At 73.1% G+C, this 18,919-nt stretch carries 21 protein-coding genes and 1 riboswitch; of the genes, 7 read left to right on the plus strand and 14 right to left on the minus strand.

Annotated features, from left to right (window positions below):
* The first annotated feature begins 31 nt into the window (after positions 1-31).
* A complete protein-coding gene (locus I598_RS11560) occupies positions 32-1,063 on the plus strand; it encodes an ABC transporter substrate-binding protein (RefSeq protein ID WP_068203085.1) in 1,032 nt (343 codons plus the stop codon).
* Positions 1,060-3,378 (plus strand): arylsulfatase, encoded by a 2,319-nt coding sequence (locus I598_RS11565; protein WP_068203086.1) that lies wholly within the window; start codon positions 1,060-1,062, stop codon positions 3,376-3,378. The genes I598_RS11560 and I598_RS11565 overlap by 4 nt, the downstream gene beginning before the upstream one ends.
* Before the next feature lie 85 nt (positions 3,379-3,463).
* On the opposite strand, the gene I598_RS11570 is transcribed toward I598_RS11565, so the two are convergent.
* Positions 3,464-3,871 carry a VOC family protein gene (locus tag I598_RS11570; protein WP_068203087.1) on the minus strand — a complete coding sequence of 136 codons (408 nt, stop codon included), beginning with the start codon at positions 3,869-3,871 and terminating at the stop codon, positions 3,464-3,466.
* Between the two features lie 78 nt (positions 3,872-3,949).
* On the opposite strand from I598_RS11570, the gene I598_RS11575 reads away from it, so the two are divergent.
* A complete protein-coding gene (locus tag I598_RS11575) occupies positions 3,950-6,205 on the plus strand; it encodes a SpoIIE family protein phosphatase (protein ID WP_068203088.1) in 2,256 nt (751 codons plus the stop codon).
* 23 nt (positions 6,206-6,228) lie between these two features.
* Here the strand turns inward: I598_RS11575 and I598_RS11580 are convergent, their stop codons facing one another.
* The 9 genes from I598_RS11580 to I598_RS11620 all read right to left on the minus strand — a co-directional run bounded on the left by I598_RS11580 (position 6,229) and on the right by I598_RS11620 (position 12,783).
* A complete protein-coding gene (locus I598_RS11580) occupies positions 6,229-6,678 on the minus strand; it encodes an ATP-binding protein (protein ID WP_068205241.1) in 450 nt (149 codons plus the stop codon).
* A gap of 16 nt (positions 6,679-6,694) precedes the next feature.
* Positions 6,695-7,045, minus strand: a complete 351-nt coding sequence (locus tag I598_RS11585) for an STAS domain-containing protein (protein ID WP_068203089.1) — start codon at positions 7,043-7,045, stop codon at positions 6,695-6,697.
* A gap of 30 nt (positions 7,046-7,075) precedes the next feature.
* Positions 7,076-7,561 (minus strand): PNPOx family protein, encoded by a 486-nt coding sequence (locus I598_RS11590; protein ID WP_068203090.1) that lies wholly within the window; start codon positions 7,559-7,561, stop codon positions 7,076-7,078.
* 114 nt (positions 7,562-7,675) lie between these two features.
* On the minus strand, positions 7,676-9,295 hold the full coding sequence (locus I598_RS11595; protein ID WP_068203091.1) for an Ig-like domain-containing protein: 1,620 nt from the start codon (positions 9,293-9,295) through the stop codon (positions 7,676-7,678).
* 112 nt (positions 9,296-9,407) lie between these two features.
* Positions 9,408-10,850: an MDR family MFS transporter gene (locus I598_RS11600; protein WP_068203092.1), complete on the minus strand. Its 1,443-nt coding sequence runs from the start codon at positions 10,848-10,850 to the stop codon at positions 9,408-9,410.
* A gap of 49 nt (positions 10,851-10,899) precedes the next feature.
* On the minus strand, positions 10,900-11,220 hold the full coding sequence (locus I598_RS11605; protein ID WP_232314140.1) for a DUF4235 domain-containing protein: 321 nt from the start codon (positions 11,218-11,220) through the stop codon (positions 10,900-10,902).
* Between the two features lie 77 nt (positions 11,221-11,297).
* Positions 11,298-11,657: a DMT family transporter gene (locus I598_RS11610; RefSeq protein WP_068203093.1), complete on the minus strand. Its 360-nt coding sequence runs from the start codon at positions 11,655-11,657 to the stop codon at positions 11,298-11,300.
* A gap of 2 nt (positions 11,658-11,659) precedes the next feature.
* Positions 11,660-11,974, minus strand: a complete 315-nt coding sequence (locus I598_RS11615) for a DMT family transporter (protein WP_068203094.1) — start codon at positions 11,972-11,974, stop codon at positions 11,660-11,662.
* A gap of 16 nt (positions 11,975-11,990) precedes the next feature.
* Positions 11,991-12,056: riboswitch (guanidine-III (ykkC-III) riboswitch) on the minus strand.
* A 67-nt stretch (positions 12,057-12,123) separates the two neighbouring features.
* The gene (locus I598_RS11620; RefSeq protein WP_068203095.1) at positions 12,124-12,783 is read right to left on the minus strand and encodes a GyrI-like domain-containing protein; all 660 of its coding nucleotides are present in this window, start codon (positions 12,781-12,783) and stop codon (positions 12,124-12,126) included.
* 103 nt (positions 12,784-12,886) lie between these two features.
* Between I598_RS11620 and I598_RS11625 the strand changes: the two genes are divergently transcribed.
* The 4 genes from I598_RS11625 to I598_RS11640 all read left to right on the plus strand — a co-directional run bounded on the left by I598_RS11625 (position 12,887) and on the right by I598_RS11640 (position 14,526).
* Positions 12,887-13,573, plus strand: coding sequence for a DedA family protein (locus I598_RS11625; protein WP_068203096.1), 687 nt, complete (start codon positions 12,887-12,889; stop codon positions 13,571-13,573).
* A 67-nt stretch (positions 13,574-13,640) separates the two neighbouring features.
* On the plus strand, positions 13,641-13,904 hold the full coding sequence (locus I598_RS11630; protein ID WP_068203097.1) for a type II toxin-antitoxin system prevent-host-death family antitoxin: 264 nt from the start codon (positions 13,641-13,643) through the stop codon (positions 13,902-13,904).
* Positions 13,901-14,176 carry a type II toxin-antitoxin system RelE family toxin gene (locus I598_RS11635; protein ID WP_068203098.1) on the plus strand — a complete coding sequence of 92 codons (276 nt, stop codon included), beginning with the start codon at positions 13,901-13,903 and terminating at the stop codon, positions 14,174-14,176. Before I598_RS11630 ends, I598_RS11635 begins: the two co-directional genes overlap by 4 nt.
* Positions 14,177-14,310: 134 nt before the next feature.
* Positions 14,311-14,526: a PspC domain-containing protein gene (locus tag I598_RS11640; protein ID WP_068203099.1), complete on the plus strand. Its 216-nt coding sequence runs from the start codon at positions 14,311-14,313 to the stop codon at positions 14,524-14,526.
* Between the two features lie 58 nt (positions 14,527-14,584).
* Here I598_RS11640 and I598_RS11645 read toward each other — a convergent pair whose 3' ends face one another.
* The 4 genes from I598_RS11645 to I598_RS11660 form a co-directional block, all read right to left on the minus strand.
* A complete protein-coding gene (locus I598_RS11645; protein ID WP_083973218.1) occupies positions 14,585-16,174 on the minus strand; it encodes a catalase in 1,590 nt (529 codons plus the stop codon).
* Between the two features lie 99 nt (positions 16,175-16,273).
* Complete coding sequence (locus I598_RS11650) at positions 16,274-16,990, minus strand: phosphatase PAP2 family protein (RefSeq protein ID WP_068203100.1); 717 nt, start codon at positions 16,988-16,990, stop codon at positions 16,274-16,276.
* Positions 16,991-17,623, minus strand: a complete 633-nt coding sequence (locus tag I598_RS11655; protein ID WP_232314141.1) for a phosphatase PAP2 family protein — start codon at positions 17,621-17,623, stop codon at positions 16,991-16,993. It abuts the gene before it with no gap.
* Positions 17,624-17,735: 112 nt separating this feature from the next.
* Complete coding sequence (locus I598_RS11660) at positions 17,736-18,917, minus strand: RDD family protein (protein WP_157557221.1); 1,182 nt, start codon at positions 18,915-18,917, stop codon at positions 17,736-17,738.
* Positions 18,918-18,919: the final 2 nt, after the last annotated feature.

Raw genomic sequence — 18,919 nt, forward strand, 5'->3', positions numbered from 1 at the left:
CCGACCCACCCGACAGAAGGGTTCCTCCGTCATGCCCAGAACACGCCCGTCCGGCCCCCTCACCCGCCGGACCGCACGGTCCGCCGCGGCCGCCGTCTCCGTCTCCGTCGTCGCGCTCGGCCTGGCCGCCTGCGGCGGTGACTCCGCCGCCACGGAGTCGGGCGAGGACGTCGTCCTGCGGGTCGGCGAGCTCGGCACCGCGATCACCCAGGAGACCCAGCTCGAGTCGGCGGGCGAGGGCGACGACCTCGGCTACGAGGTCGAGTACTCGCTGTTCGGCAACGGCCCGGCGTTCATGGAGGCGGTGCCGTCCGGCGCCGTCGACCTCGCGATCATGGCCGACACGCCGTCGATCTTCGCCCAGGTGGGGAACATCCCCGTGAAGGTCGTCGCCGTCCAGGACACGCTGAAGGACGGCGAGTCGTTCGTCGAGATCGTCACGAACCCGGGCTCGGGGATCGAGTCGGTGGCCGATCTGGCCGGCAAGAGGGTCGCCGTCCAGCCGGCGACGATCCTCCAGTACACGATCGTCCGCGCCCTGGAGGCCGAGGGCCTGAGCTACGACGACATCACCCCGGTCGAGCTGCCCCTGCCCGACGCCGCGGCCGCGCTGGCGAACGGCGACATCGACGCCGCGGCGTCCCTCGACCCCACGCTCCAGCAGCTCAAGGCGAACGGGGCCGTGACGATCGGGGACGGCGAGGGCTTCACCACCGGCTACTCGTACGTCGTCGCGACGGAGGCGGCGCTGGCCGACCCGGCGAAGGCGGACGCCATCGGCGACTACCTGACCCGCCTGGGCCGCGCCTACGAGTGGGCGGCGGCCAACCCGGCCCGGTGGGCGGCGACGAGCTCGCAGCTCACCGGGCTGCCGGAGCCCATCGCGCTGGCCTCCCAGGAGCGGCGCGGCGCCGGCTGGGTGCCCCTCGACGACGACGTGATCGCCAAGCAGCAGGAGCAGGCCGACGTCTACACGGCGCTCGGCCTGATCGCCGAGCCGCTCGACGTGTCCACGCAGTACGACGACCGCTACGACGACCTGCTGACCGGAGGCGACCAGTGAGCACCCAGCACCCCGACGTCCCCGCGGACGCCCGCGGCTACGAGCGGTTCCCCGGCCGGATCGGCGAGACGGTCGCCGACTCCACCCGGGCCTGGCCGCGCCCCCGCGGCGCCCGTCCCGGCGCCCCGAACGTCATCGTCGTCGTCCTCGACGACATGGGCTACTCCGACGTCGCCCCGTTCGGCTCGGAGATCGCCACGCCCACGCTGTCCGCGCTGGCGGACCGCGGCTACCGGCTGACGAACTATCACACGACGCCCGTCTGCTCCCCGGCGCGCGCCGCCCTGCTCACCGGGCTCAACCCCCACCGGGCCGGGTTCGCGTCCGTCGCGAACTCCGACCCCGGGTTCCCCAACCTGCGCCTCGAGATCGACCCGGACGTCGCGACGCTGCCGGAGTCGCTGCGGGCCGCCGGGTACGCGACCTACGCGTTCGGCAAGTGGCACCTGACGCGCGACGCGCTCATGCACGACGGCGCCGACAAGGCGTCCTGGCCGCTCCAGCGCGGGTTCGACCACTTCTACGGGACGCTCGAGGGCTGCAACTCGTTCTTCCACCCGAACCAGCTCGTGCGGGACAACACGCCCGTCGACCAGGACGACCGTCCGGACGACTACTACCTGACCGACGACCTCACGGACGACGCGATCGCCCAGCTCGCGACGCTGCGCGCCCAGGAGCCGGACAAGCCGTTCTTCCTGTACTTCGCGCACCACGCGATGCACGGGCCGCTCGGCGCGAAGCCCGCGGACATCGCGGACCAGCGCGGCCGGTACGACGCCGGCTGGGACGAGGTGCGGCGTGCCCGCCACGCCCGCCAGCTCGAGCTCGGGCTGTTCCCGCCGAGCACCCCGCTGCCGCCGTCGGCCTCCGAGCCGGGCTTCGACGTGCCCGCGTGGGACTCGCTGCCCGCCGACACCCGCGACCTGTACGCCCGGTACATGGAGGTGTACGCCGCGATGGTGGCGAACGTCGACGAGAACCTGGGGCGGCTGCTCCAGGTCGTCGACGACCTCGGCGAGCTCGACGACACGGTCGTCGTCTTCACCTCGGACAACGGCGGCACCGCCGAGGGTGGGCCCGAGGGCACCCGCTCGTACTTCTCGCGGTTCGTCCACATCGCGGGGCTCCCGCAGGACTGGGAGGCGGACGTCGAGCGTGAGCCGGACCTCATCGGTGGACCCCGCACGATGGTGCACTACCCGCGCGGCTGGGGGCAGGTGTCCAACACGCCGTTCCGGTTCTACAAGGGTCAGACCCACGCCGGTGGCGTGCGGGTGCCGTTCTTCGTGTCGTGGCCCGCCGGGATCCCGCGCGCCGCCGACGACGACGGGCTGCGCCACCAGTACCAGTACGTCACCGACCTCACGCCGACGATCCTCGACCTCGTCGGGGCGGAGCGGCTGACCGAGCGGCAGGGCCGCCCGACGCAGGAGATCGACGGGGTGTCGCTGCGCCCGGTCCTGGACGACGGCGGGGCCGCGTCCACCCACCCCGAGCAGTACGCCGAGTTCGGCGGGTCCCGCGGCTACTACCGCGACGGCTGGAAGCTCGTGTCCCTGCACACCCGCGGGCGTTCGCTCACGGAGCCGCAGTGGGAGCTCTACCACGTGGACGCCGACCCGAACGAGCTCGTGGACCTCGCCGAGAAGGAGCCCGACCGGGTGGCCGAGTTCGCCGAGGCCTGGCGGGCCGCGGCCTGGCGCAACACCGTGTTCCCGCTGGGCGCGTCGTTCACCCCGGGGCGTCGGCCCGCCGAGAAGGCGCTGGAGCGGCCCGTCCGGCTGCACCCCCGCACCCGCCGCCTGGAGCGGTACCGCTCCGCGAAGCTCACCTCGCTGCGGTCCTTCACCGTGGAGGCCGAGGTCACGGAGGCCGGCGACGGGTTCCTCGTCGCGCACGGCGACCAGGGCGGCGGCTACGCCCTGTACGTCGAGGACGGCGTGCTGCACCTCGCGTACAACGAGTACGGCCGCCTGCACGACGCACCGCTGGGCACGTTCGGCACGGGCACCGTGCATGCCGCGTTCTCCTGGCTGCCGGACTTCCGGTGGAACATCGAGGTGAGCGTCGACGGCGAGGCCCGGGGCGGGCTCGCCGACGTCACCATGCTGCTCGGCATGGCCCCGTTCAGCGGCATCGACGTGGGGGTGAACCGCGGCGGCCCCGTCCACTGGGACGTGTCGCAGCGGCACGGGTCGTTCCGGTTCTCCGGGCGGCTCCAGGGCGTCACCTACACGCCCGGCGAGCACGCCGCCTACGACCCGGAGCTCGTCGCCCAGGTCACCGAGGACGTCGCGGAGTTCTACGACTGACCGGTCGACGCAGGGGCGGCGCACGTCACCGTGCGCCGCCCCGTGGTGTGCGGGTGCCCGTCACGCGCCCCGACGTTGCGCCTGCTCAGTCGAGGCAGAACTCGTTGCCCTCGACGTCCTGCATGGTCAGGCACGACTCGTTCTCATCGTCCGCGAGCTGGATGTAGAGCCGCGTCGCGCCGAGCGCCACGAGCCGCGCGCCCTCGGCCTCCAGCACGGCGACCCGCTCGTCGCCCACGAGGCCGGTCCCGGCCCGCACGTCCAGGTGCACCCGGTTCTTGACGACCTTGCCCTCCGGCACCCGCTGGAAGTACAGGCGCGGCCCGGCACCGGTCGGGTCCTCGGCCACGGCCCACGCGCCGTCGTCGTCCGCCGGCAGCGTCGGCGCGTAGCCGAGCGCCTCGCACCAGAATCGGGCGACCAGCACGGGGTCCGCGCAGTCGAACGTGACCTGCACCTGCCGGACCTGCCTGACCTGCTCGCTCGTCGTCATCCCTCCACCGTAACGACGGGCACGACAAGGGGGCGAAACGTTATTCTTCAGCGACCGCAACCACGACGAGGAGGCTCGATGGCGGAGCAGGCGTTCCTCGCCCCCGGCGCGGCCGTCGACCTCGACAACTGCGCGAGGGAACCGATCCACATCCCGGGGCTCGTGCAGCCCCGGGGGGCGCTCCTCGCCCTGCGCACCGACGACGCCGTGGTCACCCAGTGCTCGGCCAACCTCGCCGACGTGCTCGGCATCAGCGCCGACGACGCCCTCGGGGCGCCGCTCGGCGACGTCCTGGGCGCCGACGCCGCCCGCACCGTCCTGGACCACGTCGCCGCCGGTGACCCGCGGCTGCGCAACCCGCTCGAGCTCGAGATCCCCGTGCAGGGGGTCGCGACGCGCTTCGAGGCGATGCTGCACCACGCTCCCTCGGCGAGCGGCCCCGGCCGCCCGCCCGTGCTCGTCGTCGAGCTCGAACCGTTCTCCGGGCACGCGTCCCTCACCTACACGACCACCTACGAGCCGGTCCGCGACGCCCTCACCGCGCTCGACCGCGCCACGTCGATGGCCGAGCTCTACGAGGTCGCCGTGACCCGGGTCCGGGAGCTCACCGGCTTCGACCGCGTGATGCTCTACCACTTCGACGCCGACTACAACGGCGAGGTCGTCGCGGAGGCGAAGCGCGAGGACCTCAACGCGTTCCGCGGGCTGCACTACCCGGCGTCCGACATCCCCCCGCAGGCCCGCGCGCTGTACGAGAAGAACTGGATCCGGCTCATCTCGGACATCGGCTACACGCCCGTGCCGATCGTGCCGACCGACGACCCCGTGACGGGGCAGCCGCTGGACCTCACCTACTCGACCCTGCGCAGCGTCTCCCCCATCCACGTCGAGTACCTGCAGAACATGGGCGTCGGGGCGTCCATGTCGATCTCCCTGCTGCGCGACGGCCGCCTGTGGGGGCTCATCGCGTGCCACCACTACTCCGGCGCGCACGCGCCCTCGTACGCGGCACGCACCGCCGCGGAGTTCCTCGGGTCGGTGCTGTCGGTGCGCCTCGTCACGCAGGCGGAGGACGACCGCGCGTCGGCGGCGCGCCGCTCCGCCGGTGTCCTCGCCCGCCTGGTCGCGCTCACCCGTGACGACGACGTGCCCCTGGTGTCGGCGCTCACCGGCGACCCCGGGCTGCTCGACCTCGTGCCGGCCGACGGCGTGTTCGTCGCCGCGGAGGGACGCACCGCCCGGCAGGGCGCCGCCCCGGACGACGACGTCTGCCTGCGGCTGGCGCACGCCGTCGCCGACCTGGGCGTCGAGGTGCTGGTCACCGACCGGCTCGCCGCGGAGCACCCCGACCTCGCCGCGATCGTGCCCGACGCGGCCGGGCTGCTCGCGATCCGCGTGCCCGGCGGCGCCGCGGCCCTGTGGCTGCGCACCGAGGTGCTGCAGACCGTCGACTGGGGCGGGGACCCGCACAACAAGGCGATCGCCCGGCGTGAGGGCGACACGGTGCGGCTCTCCCCGCGCAGGTCGTTCGACCGGTGGCGCGAGGTCGTGCGGGGCACCAGCGAGCCGTGGACGGAGGAGCAGGTGGACGTCGCCACGTCCCTGCGCTCGTACCTCGGGGAGGGGCTGCTGCTGCGCGGGCGCCGGGACATCCGCGCCGCCACCACCCTGCAGCGCAGCCTCCTGCCCACGTCCCTGCCCGAGGTGGACGGCTGGACCGTCGAGGCCCTGTACGCACCCTCCGGCGGCGGCCTCGCGGGTGGCGACTGGTACGACGCGCTGCCACTGGGGGACGGACGTGTCGTCCTCAGCGTCGGCGACGTGTCCGGGCACGGGCTCGGCGCCGCCGCCACCATGGGACAGCTGCGCAACGCCCTGCGTGCGCTGCTGCTCAGCGGGAGCGACCTCGTCCAGGCCGTCGCGCAGGTCGACCACCTGCTCCGGGCCACGCTGCCCGGCCAGGCGGCGACGCTCGTGCTGGCGGCGGTCGAACCCGGGTCGGACGACGTCACCTACGTGACCGCCGGCCACCCGCCACCCGTCGTGGTGGGACCCGACGGCGCGCACGTCGCGGACGTCCTGCGCGAGCCGCCGCTCGGCGTCGGTCGGCGCGCGGGCCGGTCCGGGTCGGTGCACGTCGGCCCCGGCGGGGCCGTCGTGCTGTTCAGCGACGGGCTCGTGGAGCGCCGCGACGAGTCGATCGTCGACTCCCTGGAGCGGCTCCGGGTCGCCGCGACGCAGACCCTCGACCCGGCCGGGCTGGTCGCCCGCGTCCGGGCGCCGTCGTCGGGCGACGACGCCACCGTCGTGGTCGTACGCCGCGCGACGACCTGACGCCCACCCCGCGGTGGGCGCCGTCAGACCACGGCGGGTGTTGCCGCGCGGACCCGGAACCGGGCCCACACGTGCTTGGCGCCGTCGGTGGTGAACCAGCCCACGGCGTCCGCGAGGCGCACGACGAGCTGCATGCCGAAGCCGCCGCCACCGCGGGTGCTGCCCTCGTCGATCCGGGGCGCCGTGGACGGCTTGCGGTCCTGCACCTCCAGCAGGAACCCGTCCGGGCGGGCGCTCAGGCGGACCAGCGCGGCGCCGTCACCGTGCTGCAGCGCGTTCGTCGCGAGCTCGCTGGCGACGAGCAGGACCGACTCGGGGATCTCCTCCAGGCTGGGCCGACCGCCCGGCGCCGGAGGCAGTGACGCGACCAGGTCGGCGCGCAGGACAGCCAGGTCGTCGAGCGTCCGCAAGGGCCAGGCGCGGACCTCGGTGAACCCGTCCGGCGCGGGCGAGGCGGCGAGTCGAGGTGCCATGATCATGTTCCTCTCGTCAGCTCTGCAGGACGAACAGCGTATCCACCCCGCTGAGCCGCAGCAGGTCGAGGACCTTCGGGGGCGTCCCCACCAGCACCGGAGGGGTCGGCTTCGCCGCGGCCGCGTCGTAGAGCAGCCGCAGCCCGCCCGAGTCGAGGAACGTGACCTCCGTCAGGTCGACCGTCAGGGCCTCGTCCGCCGTCTGGCGCAGGTGCGACGCGAGCTCCGGCGCCACCCGCGTCTGCACCGCGGCGTCCACCTCGCCCCACATGGTCCAGCGGGCGCGCCCCGGGTCCACGCGGACACCGCCGTGCGTCACCTTCTCGTCCACCGTCACTCCGTCCGGGCCTGCCAGCATCGCGACCATCACGACCCCTATATCTTGCCGGACGGTCGGTCACAAGGGTGAATCGGCAGGCCGGAGCAGCAGGAAGTCCGTCGCCCCGAAGAAGCGCGCGACCCGCAGCTCGCGCGCCGACAGCAGCGGCGCCGCCTCGTCCAGCCCGATGACGCGCGGCGACGTCACCTCCAGCGACTCCCCGTCGATCGTCAGCACCGCTCCGCCCGCCGCCAGCACGTTGCGCGCCCAGTCGGTGCCCGGCCCGTACGGCAGCGTCACCAGCAGCCCCGCCGGCGTGCGCTCGACCCCGATCGGCGTCGCGTACGACCGCCCGGACCGGCGCCCCGTGTGATGGACGACGACGTGCGCGTCCCCAGGACGGCCCGAGCGCGCCAGCTCCCCGGCACGGCTGCGCCTCTGCATCTGCCGCACGACCCGCAGACCCGGGTCCCACTTCGTCCGCAACGTCACGACCAGCGCGGCGAACGCCGCGAGCGCCAGCCCGACGATCGTGCCCACCACGCGCAGGATCCACCGGACCATGAGGTCCCCCCTCGTTCGGACTGTCCGTCAGCCTACGAGGGGTGCAAGTGACCGGCGAGCGGACCTCGACCGGCCGACCGTAGCCTGCGCGGGCTGCCGGCCGACGCGGCGCCGTTACCGGACCCGGAAGTAGCGGGTCGGTGACTCCCCGTACTTCGTCGTGGCGCTCCCCACGAGCACGACCTTGAGCCTGTGGTGCTCCTGGGACAACCGCGGCAGCGTGATCGTCATGCGGCCCTTGTGCTTCTTCTTCATGCGGACGGTCTTGACGGTCTTCTCGCCGTCGACCTTGACCTTGAGCATGCCGATGTCGGGGATCTTCGACGGCGACGACACCTTCACCTTGACCTTGACCCGCTGCGAGCCCTCGACGGTCTTGTCGACGAGAGTGGCGCGGACCGTCGTGGTGGCCTTCCGGACGCGGACCGAGGTGGTGGAGGTCGAGGCCGTGTTGCGGGCGTCGCCGGAGTAGACGATGCGGAGCCGCGAGGTGCCGACCGGCACGGACCGCCCGGCGAAGGTCACGTCGGCCGCGCCCTCACGGCCGAGGCGGGCCGAGCCGAGCCTGGTGCTGCCCCGATAGACGGTGGCGGTCCCCGTCACGTACCGACCGTCGTTCAACGAGTTGTCCCGTGCGGGAAACACTCGAACGCGCAGCGTGTGCCGCGTGCCCCAGACGAGGGGCTCCGGGGTCCAGGCGTCGGAGTCGCTCGCCACCTTCGCGACCTTCACGGTGACGGACGCCTTGGTGTCCTCGACGTAGGCCGATCCGGTCAGCCGGACGTCGAGCTCGTGCCGCCCCGGGAGGAGCTTGCCCGCCTCGAGCACGAAGACCTCCGTGCGGGGGTCCTCCTCCGCAGTGCGCCGCCCGAGCAGCCGGTCCCCGTCATAGAGGGACAGCGTCCCACCGACCTGGTCGGCGCCGGGGACGTCGACCGCGACCTTCCAGAACGGGTGCCCGATGTCCCACGTGCTGCCGCCGGGGATCCACACGTCCAGGGATGCGCGGGCCCGTACGACCCTCGTGGTCACCGTGGCGCGCGCCGAACGAACGTCGTCGACGCCGTGGAAGACGACCTCGAACGTGACGTCCCCGAGAGGGAGCTGGCGCACCGTCTCCTCGTCGACATGGAGCACGGCCGCGCCATCCACCAGGGACGCCATGGCGATCGCCCGACCGTTCGGCCCGCGGAGCTCGACCCGACCCTCGGGAGTCCCGCCGTCCGCCGTCACCGAGACGCGCACGTCGCCACCGTTGCCGCGGGTGAGGGCGTCAGGCGCCTGGGCGGAGATCGCGGACCGGATCGTCCCGTCCGACACCACGACGGTGCCGGTCCACTCCGTCGCGGCGTAGCCGTCCGGCGGGTAGTAGCGCACGATGGCGGGGTAGGTGCCGGGTGCGAGGTGGAGGCGGACGTTCATCCGGCCGCTGCTTGCCCACATCGTCCCCGCGTAGTCGATGCCGGCGACCTCGGCGATGAGGCGCCCGCCGGTCACGAACGCGCCGTCCGGCGTGGTGGTCCGGACCTCGAGCGGGTGGTCGACGGTGCCCGCCCACCACGTCTCCCTCTGCTCGACCGTCATCGTCGTCGGGATGAGGTCGTCGGCCGCCCGCGCGCCCGGCGCGACGAGCACCGTCAGCGCGAGGACGAGGGCCGTGGCGGCGGCGACGAGCCGCGCCCCGGCACCGGAGGGAAGAACGGAAGCACGGGGTACTGCGTCACCGCTGGTCATCGAGGGTCTTGCTCCTGTCGCGTCGTCGCTGCGCGCAACCTAGCGGAGCCGTGGAGCCGGCGTCCAGGCGTCCCTCGTGCGTCGTCCGGGACTGCTCGGGGTCGAGCCCCGGTCAGGCGGCGGTGGACTGCGCTGCGCGCCGGTCGCGGGCGGCCTGCCGGTCGACGGGCAGCAGCGCGGCGAGGACGGCGAGGACGGCGGCGGCCCCGACGACGAACCAGAAGACGAGGTGCATGGCGGACATGAGGCCGGAGCCGGTGGGGGCGCCGTCGGCCCCGGTGGTGGTGCTCGCGTTGACGATGACGCCGCACACGGCGACGCCGACGGCGGAGCCGAGGGAGCGGGCGAACGCGTTCATGCCGGTGACGGCGCCGCGGGTGCCGTGGGTGGCGGCGGACTGTGCGGCGATGAGGGGCGGGACGGCGGTCAGGCCCATGCCGAGCCCGACGACGAACGTCGTGGCGGCGACGGCGACCAGCGGTGTGGTCGCGCCCAGCAGCAGCATGAGCCCGGTGCCGACGAGCACGAGCACCGACCCGATCATGGCGGTGAGCCGGAACCCGATGCGCAGGTAGAGGTGGCCGGAGTTGGAGGCGGCGATCGGCCAGCCGACGGTCATCGCGGCGAGCGCGAAGCCGGCGAGCAGCGGCCCGTACCCGAGGACGCCCTGCGCGTAGATGGGGACGTAGCTGGACAGGCCGAGGACGATCATGCCGACGACGAGGGAGACGGCGGTGGCGACGCCGACGAGCCGGCCGCGCAGGAGCCGCAGGTCGAGGACGGGATGCTCCGCCCGCAGGGCGTGGAGCACGAAGAGGGCGGCGAGGACGACGGCGGACCCGAGCACGGCCAGGGACGGCGTCGACGTCCAGGCCCAGGTGGTGCCGCCCTCCAGGAGCCCGAGGAGCAGCAGCACGCTGCCGCCGCTGAGCAGCACCGCACCGAGGTAGTCGATGGGCTCACGCGGGCCGGTGCGGGGCGACTCGTGGTACCGGCGCACGATCATCCACCCCGCGACGAGGCACAGCGGCAGGTTGACCCAGAAGATCCACCGCCAGCCCAGGAACTCGGAGAACACGCCGCCCAATGTGGGGCCGAGCACGGAGGAGATCGCCCACACGGACGCGAGGTAGCCCTGCGTCTTCGCGCGCTCCTCGAGGGTGTAGATGTCCGCGGCGATGGTCTGGGAGACCGGCATGACGGCGCCCGCGCCGAGGCCCTGCAGGACGCGGCCGGCGATCATCGCCGTCATCGACCAGGCGGCGCCGCACAGGATCGAGCCGGCGAGGAACAGGCCGATCCCGGCGAGGATCAGCCGCTTGCGGCCCAGGATGTCGGACAGCCGCCCCGCGAGCGGCGTGCTCAGCGCCTGCGCGAGCAGGTACGACGTGAACAGCCAGGGGACCTGCTCGAACGCGCCCAGGCTGGTGGCGATCGTCGCCGAGGCGGTGGCGATGATCGTGGCGTCCAGGGCGACGAGCGCCGTGGCCAGCATGAGCGAGAGCAGGATGGGGCCGCGCTCGGAGCGCAGCCCGACGGAGGACGTCGTCGGCACGAACCTCACAAGCCTCGGGCAACCGTCGGGTATTCCCGACGGCGGCGCGTCAGTCGCCGGGCCAGTCCCCCGTCAGCTTCTCGAACGCCCGCGCCCCGCCGCGCTGCACGAGCGCCTTCGTCACCGAGAAGATCGCGCCCTGGATCAGGGAGGCCAGCAGGATCTCCCGCAGCCGGTACTCCGACTGCAGAGGCGTGGGCGCGTCGTCCGGGTGGCCGGGCGCGACCCGCTTGTAGACCTGCTTGAACACCTGGCCGGCCACGATGCCGCCGACGATCGAACCGACGATGCCGAACGGCTGGTACAGGATCTTCGCGGCCTTGCCCCCGGACTTCTGGACGCGACCGCCGCTCATCTCGTACTCGGTCATGTCCCGACGCTAGGCCGTCCCGCCGTGATCCGCGCCCTGAGCACGGGCTCGAGCACCGGCACCAGCGCCGGAAGGGATCAGTCGTGCGCGGCGCCGGAGTCCGTCTCGACGGCGGGCGCGTCGTGCGGGACCAGCTTGAGGCCGACGACGGCGCCCACGATCCCGACGAGGAACACGACCTTGGCGGCGGAGACCGCCTCCTCGCCGGTGGCCATCGCATAGGTCACGGTGAGGGCCGCGCCGACGCCCACCCACACGGCGTAGGCGGTGCCGAGCGGGATACGGCGCACGGCCCAGCCGAGGCCCGTCATGGACGCGGCCAGGGCGACGAAGAACACGATGCTGGGCCCGAGGCGGGAGAGACCCTCGGACTCCCCGAGCGCGGTGGCCCAGACGGCCTCGCAGACGGCGCTGAGCAGCAGGATCAGCCAAGCCATGGTCAGCTCACCACCTTGAGGCCGATGACGGAGCCGACGAGCAGCACGAGCAGCAGGACGCGCGCGCGGGTGGCGCGCTCCTGACCGGTGACGAACCCCCACACGACGGTGAGGGTGGCGCCGATCCCGACCCAGACCGCGTACGCGGTGCCGGTGGGGAGGTCGGTCATCGCCCAGGCGAGGCCGGCCATGCTCAGCGCCAGCGCGACGACGAACAGGAGGGTGGGGCGGGGCTTGCGGAAGCCCTCGGAGGCGGAGAGCGCGGCGGCCCACACGGCCTCCAGCACCCCGGAGACGATCAGGACGATCCATGCCATGACGAGACGTACCCCTTTCGCGGCAGTCTTGTCGTGGTGCGGGTACTGCTCCCTCGTCCGCGAACCCGCCGTCGGGTTCCGCGTCCCACGGTACCCAAGGGAGTCCCGGGAGTGAATGTCAGATGCCTCACCATCGCCGACGCCGCAGGTCAGAGGGGTCGCACGGGCTGCCGGAGCACGGTGCGCAGTCGCTCGGGCGCGGTGCGGCGCACGTCGCTCAGGTAGATCTCGTGGTGCGGCCCGGCGAACGTCAGCCCGTGGGTGGGCAGGTGGTCGTCGTGCAGGTCGGCGAGCACCGGCCCCTCGTCGTCGTACGACCCGACGTGCAGGGTCTGGACGCTGCGCCCCTCGGTGATCGTCCGCCGTTCCACGAGGTCGAGGGCGGGCAGGTCCTTGGCGGTACGGACCTGCGCGGTGACGTCGGTGACGAGGTCGGTGCCGACCCAGTCGGGCTGGAGCACGAGCATCGTCCACCGCCACGCGTCCTTCTCGCGGCGGACGAACGTGCCCGGGTCGTCGGCCGTCCACAGGCCCTCCAGCGGGGCGACGACGTAGTCCCGGCCGAGGCGTCGTCGGCTCGCGAACTTCAGGGCGTACGACAGGGCGAACAGCGCCTCGACGGCCGCCGCGTAGTCGGGTGCCGTGTTGGGGTCGCCCTCGCCGTCGACGGCGAGGTAGGTCAGGGGTGGCACGTCGACCTCGACGAACCTCCCGCGCGGCGGGGCGTACAGCTCGCCGTGGAGCTTCTTGAGGTCGATCTTGGGGTGCACGGGCGCGGTGACGTGCGGTGCGGGGGCGTCGTCGGCCATGCTCCCGACCGTAGCCCCGCGCGGCCGGACCGGCCCGCGACGTCGTCCGGCCGGGTCGCCCGCCGTGTGATGCTGGGACCCGACGCCGACCGGACGGAGAACGATGAGCCTGGCCAGCCTGCTGCCTGCCGAGACCCACCCCCAGGAGGGGTACGACGGGTTCATCGGCTGGGTGCTGAGCCTCATGGAGACCCTGGGTGAGGTGGGGGTCGGTATCGCCGTGCTGGTGGAGACGTTCGTGCCACCCATCCCGTCGGAGGCCGTCCTGCCGGCCGCCGGGTTCCTCGCCTACGAGGGCCGCATGAACGCGTGGTGGGCGATCGTCGCCGCGACGCTCGGCGCCGTGATCGGCGCCTGGGTGTGGTGGTATCTCGGACGCCTCCTCGGACGGGACCGCACGCGCGCGCTCGTCGAGGCCATCCCCCTGATGGAGGGCGAGGACTTCGACAAGGCGGAGGCGTTCTTCGCGAAGTGGGGCCGGGTCGCCGTGCTGCTGGGCCGCTGCGTCCCCCTGGTGCGCAGCTTCATCTCCATCCCGGCGGGCATCGAACGGATGCCGTTCTGGTCCTTCACGCTGTACACCGCGATCGGTTCCGGGGTGTGGAACGCGATCTGGGTGGGCCTCGGCTACGCGTTCGGTCCCGCCATCAGGCCGGTGCTGGAGCAGTGGAGCGGAATCCTGTCGAACGCCGTGCTCGTCGTGATCGCCCTGCTCCTGGTCTGGTTCGTCGTCGTGCGCCTGCTACGTCGTCGCCGCGACCGCCGCGCCGCCACGGAGCCGCGGGGCTGACGCCCTCCCCGGCCGACGCGCGTCGGAGTCGGCCTGCAGGGGTTGACAGAATGGCTACTGTGTACACATGGACACCCTCGATCGGCAGATCACCACGCGCGCTCTCCGCGACGGACTTTCCGACGTCGTCAGCCGCGTCGCGTTCGGCCACGAGCGAGTCGGTATCACCCGCAACGGCAAGCTCACCGCTGTCCTGGTCGACGTCGACGACTTCGCCACCCTCGAACGCCTCGAGGACGCCGCCGACGTCGCCGCGTACGACGAGGCCACGGCGGAGGACGACGGCACCCGGTACGAGCTGCGTGAGGTTGCAGCCGAGCTCGGCCTGTGACGGCACCCGACCCGGGTCGCCGCTACAGCGTCATCGTCACCAAGCGGGCCAAGAAGGACCTCGCGGCGCTCGACCGGAAGACGGCCCGCCGCGTCGTCGATGCGCTGTTGGCGCTCGAGACGACACCTCGTCCGCCCGGCTGCAAGAAGCTCACCGGCCGTGAGGCCTATCGCGTGCGCATCGGGGACTACCGAGCGATCTACACGGTCGAGGACGACCTCCTCGTGGTCGAGGTGATCCGCGTCGGCCATCGTCGCGACGTCTATCGGTAGAGACACGGGCCGAACGTGGCCGACCCCGGCGACGGGGTGGTTCACCCTCGAGGCCGCTCACCGGCCGGCCGTCAGGGTCGGACCCGGGTGATGCCGGATACCGGCTCCGCGCCCTCGCCCGTAGCGTCGTGGGCATGAGCAGCAACCCGCAGCAGCCCCGCAAGTTCTACCGCCCGACCCAGGGCCGCGTCCTCGGCGGCGTGTGCGCCGGGATCGCCGACTACTTCGGCTGGAGCCGCACCACGGTGCGGGTCCTCGCCGCGCTCTCCGTCCTGATCCCGGGACCCCAGGTCCTCGCCTATATCGTGTGCTGGATCCTGGTGCCGGACCAGCGCAAGGCGTTCGCCTGAGCCGGGAGCGACGGCGGGGCGGCGGGACGTCCGTCCCACCGCCCCGCGCCGCGCACCGTCAGCCGGCGTGCGTGTCCCGCTCGACGAGCGGGTCGGAGGCCTCCTGCCGTGCCTCGCCCGGCTGCGCGCCCGGCGCGCCGAGGTCCGCGCCGGACCGGACCAGGTCCTCGATCTGCTTGCCCGTGCTCGGGTCGACGGCCTTCCAGTAGGCGAACGCGCGCTCCAGGACGTCGCCCTTCACTCCGCCCAGGAGGTGGCCGGCGACGGTCTTGACGAACGCCGCGCGCTGGGCGTCGTCCCACACGTCGCGCACCAGGGTGCCGGCCTGGGAGAAGTCGTCGTCCCGTTCCCGCAGCGTGTACGCCTGGCGCACCATCTCGCCGTCGGACTCCCAGGACGTGTCGACGACGCCGACCTCGTCGGCGTAGCCGCGACCGAACGAGTTGGGCGCGTACACCGGGTCGTCCCCGCGGTGGTCGTACGCCATCGGTCCGTCCTGCGTGTAGGAGTTGACGTCGACGTGCGGCCGGTTCACGGGGAGCTGGAGGTAGTTCGCCCCGATGCGGTGGCGGTGCGTGTCCGCGTAGGCGAACGCCCGCCCCAGCAGCATCTTGTCCGGGCTGAACCCGATCCCCGGCACCAGCGCCGACGGCTCGAACGCCGCCTGCTCGATCTGTGCGAAGAAGTTGTCCGGGTTCTTGTTCAGCGTCATCGTGCCGACCTCGATCAGCGGGTAGTCGCTGTGCGGCCAGATCTTCGTCAGGTCGAACGGGTTGGTGTGGTAGGTCTTCGCGTCCTCGTACGGCATGACCTGCACCGACAGCGTCCACGACGGGAACTCGCCGCGGTCGATCGCCTCCGACAGGTCGCGCCGGTGGAAGTCGGCGTCCTGCCCCGCGATGCGGGTGGCGTCGTCGTCGGTGAGCCCCTCCACCCCCTGGTTCGAGTGGAAGTGGTACTTGACCCAGTGCTTCTCGCCCGCCGCGTTCACCCACAGGTAGGTGTGCGAGCCGTACCCGTTCATGTGCCGGTACGTCCTCGGGATGCCGCGGTCGCCCATGAGGTAAGTGACCTGGTGCGCCGACTCGGGGTTGAGGCTCCAGAAGTCCCACTGCATGTTGTTGTCGCGCAGGCCGTTGCCGCCGCGCCGCTTCTGGCTGCGGATGAAGTGCGGGAACTTCATCGTGTCGCGGATGAAGAAGATCGGCGTGTTGTTGCCCACGAGGTCGTAGTTGCCCTCGTCGGTGTAGAACTTCAGGGCGAACCCGCGCGGGTCGCGCCACGTGTCGGGGGAGCCCTGCTCGCCCGCGACGGTGGAGAAGCGGGCGAGCATCTCGGTGCGGACCCCGGGCTGGAACAGCCCGGCCTTCGTGTAGGCCGAGACGTCCCCGGTGGTCTCGAAGACGCCGAACGCGCCGGAGCCCTTCGCGTGGACGTTCCGCTCCGGGACGCGCTCCCGGTTGAAGTGCGCCATCTGGTTGAGGAAGTGCACGTCGTGCAGGACGATCGGGCCGTCCGGTCCGACCGTCAGGCTGTTGCGGTCGCTCTGCGCCGGCGCGCCGGTGTCGGTCGTGGAGCCGAGCTGCGCCTCGGGCGACGGGCCGGTCTGCACGGACGTGCCGTCGTCGGGCTGGGGGATGTCGGTCATCGTTCTCGTCCTCCTCGTGGTTCGGGCCGCTGCGGGCGGGTGAGAACGTTCCCCAGTCTGCGACGCCCGACCCGTTCGGGCGACCTGGGCAACCGTCGGTCAGTCCTGCCGCCCGGCCCCCGCAGCCCCACGGCGGGTGTCCCGGCGCAGGTATCCCCAGGCCAGCACGACGCACACGGCACCGTTGAGCAGGCCCGCGGCGACGTCCGCCGGGCCGTGCATGCCCCGGTAGAGCCGCGAGACGCCGACGGCGAACGGCACGATCATGCACAGGACCGTCACGACCCACCGCAGCACACGGTTCTCGATGCGCTGCGCCAGGAGCGCGAGCGTGAACCACAGGGCGGCCGACGCCCCGGTGTGACCGCTGGGGAAGCTGGACGTCGGCGGCGCGTCGTCGAGCTTCTCCACGTCCGGGCGCTCGCGGCCGACCACGAGCGACGACGTGAGGAAGATGAGCGCCTGCAGGGAGACGGCGAGCGCGGGGACCACGGCGAACCACCACTGCCGGGTGCGCCACCACAGGTAGATCGCGGTGAGCGCGGTGGCGGCGATGACGAACTGCGTCATCCCCAGGTGGCCGACCCACTCGGTGACGGTGTTCAGCACGGGGGTGCGCCGCTCGGCGAACCAGCCCTCGATGCCGTCACCGGCGGGCAGGTCGCCGAGCGGCTCGACGATGAGGAACCCGATCCCGACGATCAGGCACCACAGCCCGACGGCGGGGGCGAGCGCCCGCACGGCGAGGTCGCGCGCAGCCTGCTTGCCGCTCGGGCGGCTCGTGTCGAGCTCGTAGCGATGGACGAACGTGCTCATTCAGGCCTCCGGTGCGGTGCGGCCACGGGTGGGGTTCCACCCGCGATAGCCGAGGTAGGACGAGGTCGACACGACGGCGCCGAGCAGCACGCCCGCGACGACGTCGGTCGGGTAGTGCACGCCGAGGAAGATCCTGTCGGCGCAGGTGAGCAGGGTGAGCAGGGTCGCGACGACGGGCACGACGACCCGTGCGCGCGGGCCGAGGAGCGGCCACACCAGGAGGGTGAGCGTGACGGCGGCCGTGGCGGCGGCGGTCGCGTGCCCGGACGGGAAGCTGTAGCCGGGGGCGTCCACGAAGGTCCCGTCGACCAGCGGGCGGACACGGCCCACGGACTCCTTGGCGAGCTGGACGAGCCCCCAGGACACGAGGAGCGTGACCACCGCCCACGCCGCCCGGGAGGCCAGGCCGTGGCGTCGCCACACCCACAGGGCGAGCAGCGCACCGGCCGCGTTGACGAGGCCCGGCTGGGTGATCGCCGACCACGCCACGAGCGCCGTCTCGAGGGCGGGGTGCGCGGCGGTGACGGCGGTCGCGGCGTCCACGACGGCCTGGTCGAGGTCGTGCAGGGCGCCGTTCGTGCGGACCAGCCACGTGAGCACGAGGAACGGGACGAACCCGACCAGGCCCCACACGACCGCCCGGGTCAGGGCTCGGGCTCGGGGTGCGGGTCGGTCGGCTCGGCATTCCCGGGACGCTAGTGCCAGGTTCGCCCCGGCGCGCGGCGAGATGTCGGCAATGTGGCGCTCACCACGGGCCGAGCACGGGCGCGGGGACAGGGACGGGGACGACGCAGTCGGCGAGGAGCGTCCCGTCGGCGCTGGTGAGGACGGCGTGAGCCGTCCAGCCGGCGATGTCGTACGGCGTCTCGACCCCGACCTCGGGCCCGACCGGCTCGGGGAGCGACGCCTCGAGGTACACCGCGCCGTCGGACGGGAAGTCCCCGGTGACCGCGCCTCCGCCGTCGGCGGTCGAGCTCAGGTTCAGCCCGTCGGGGGACCGCAGCGAGAGCGCCGCGACGGTGTCCTCGCCCATGGCGCTGTCGCCGTCGTCGTTCAGGACGGCGTGAGCCGTCCAGCCGGCGACGACCACCGTCGTCGGCTCCTCGACCCGACGGATCCCGAGCCGTGACGACCACCGCTGGGCCGTCGTCGACTCGACGAACGCCGTCGCGGCGAGCGGTCCGTCGCTGCGGCAGGACGTCGTCTCCGCCGCGCCCGTCGAGGTGCCGCCGCCCGTCACGAGGCACGCCGCGGCGGCGAGCGCGCACACCACGAGCGCCGCGACGCTGGTGGTCCACGACGGCCAGGTCAGCCGGGGTGCGACGCGGCGCAGCCACATCACCCAGGGGTGCGGGCGCGGGCGCGTCGACCGGACGACGACGGTGCCGAGCAGCGAGTCCGCGAACGTGCGGCCCTCCCGGTGCCAGGCGGCGCGCAGGTAGCCGATCATGAGGAACGCGTCGAGGAAGTGGGCCAGCCAGCGCAGGATCGTGCCCGCCAGCCCGATCGGGCGGCCCGACCCGGCGTCGACGACGGCGATCCCGGCGGCCCGCTTGCCCGGCGTCATCCCGGTGTACGCCTGGAGGACCGCCAGGGCGAGCAGCGTGCCGCCGGTCCACCACCCGGTACCGGCCGGCAGCGGGTCCTCGTCGCCGCCCCACAGCGGCAGCGTCGCCAGACCCACGGACGCCCCCGTGGCGAACCAGACGATCGTCGCCACCACGGCCGAGTCGAGCAGCACCGCGATCGCCCGCACCCCCCACGACGCCTTCGGCCGCTCGGGCGTGAACGGACCGTCGACCGCCGGGCGGCGGCGAGAGCCGGGCGGCGTCGACGCGGGCCGCGGGCCCGACCAGGGCGGGACGAGATACGGCCCGGCGCCCGTCGGTGCGGCGGTGGGCGGGCCCTCGGCACCGACGGTCGTCATGC

This window comes from Isoptericola dokdonensis DS-3 (genome assembly GCF_001636295.1).
Taxonomy (GTDB): Bacteria; Actinomycetota; Actinomycetes; order Actinomycetales; family Cellulomonadaceae; genus Isoptericola; species Isoptericola dokdonensis.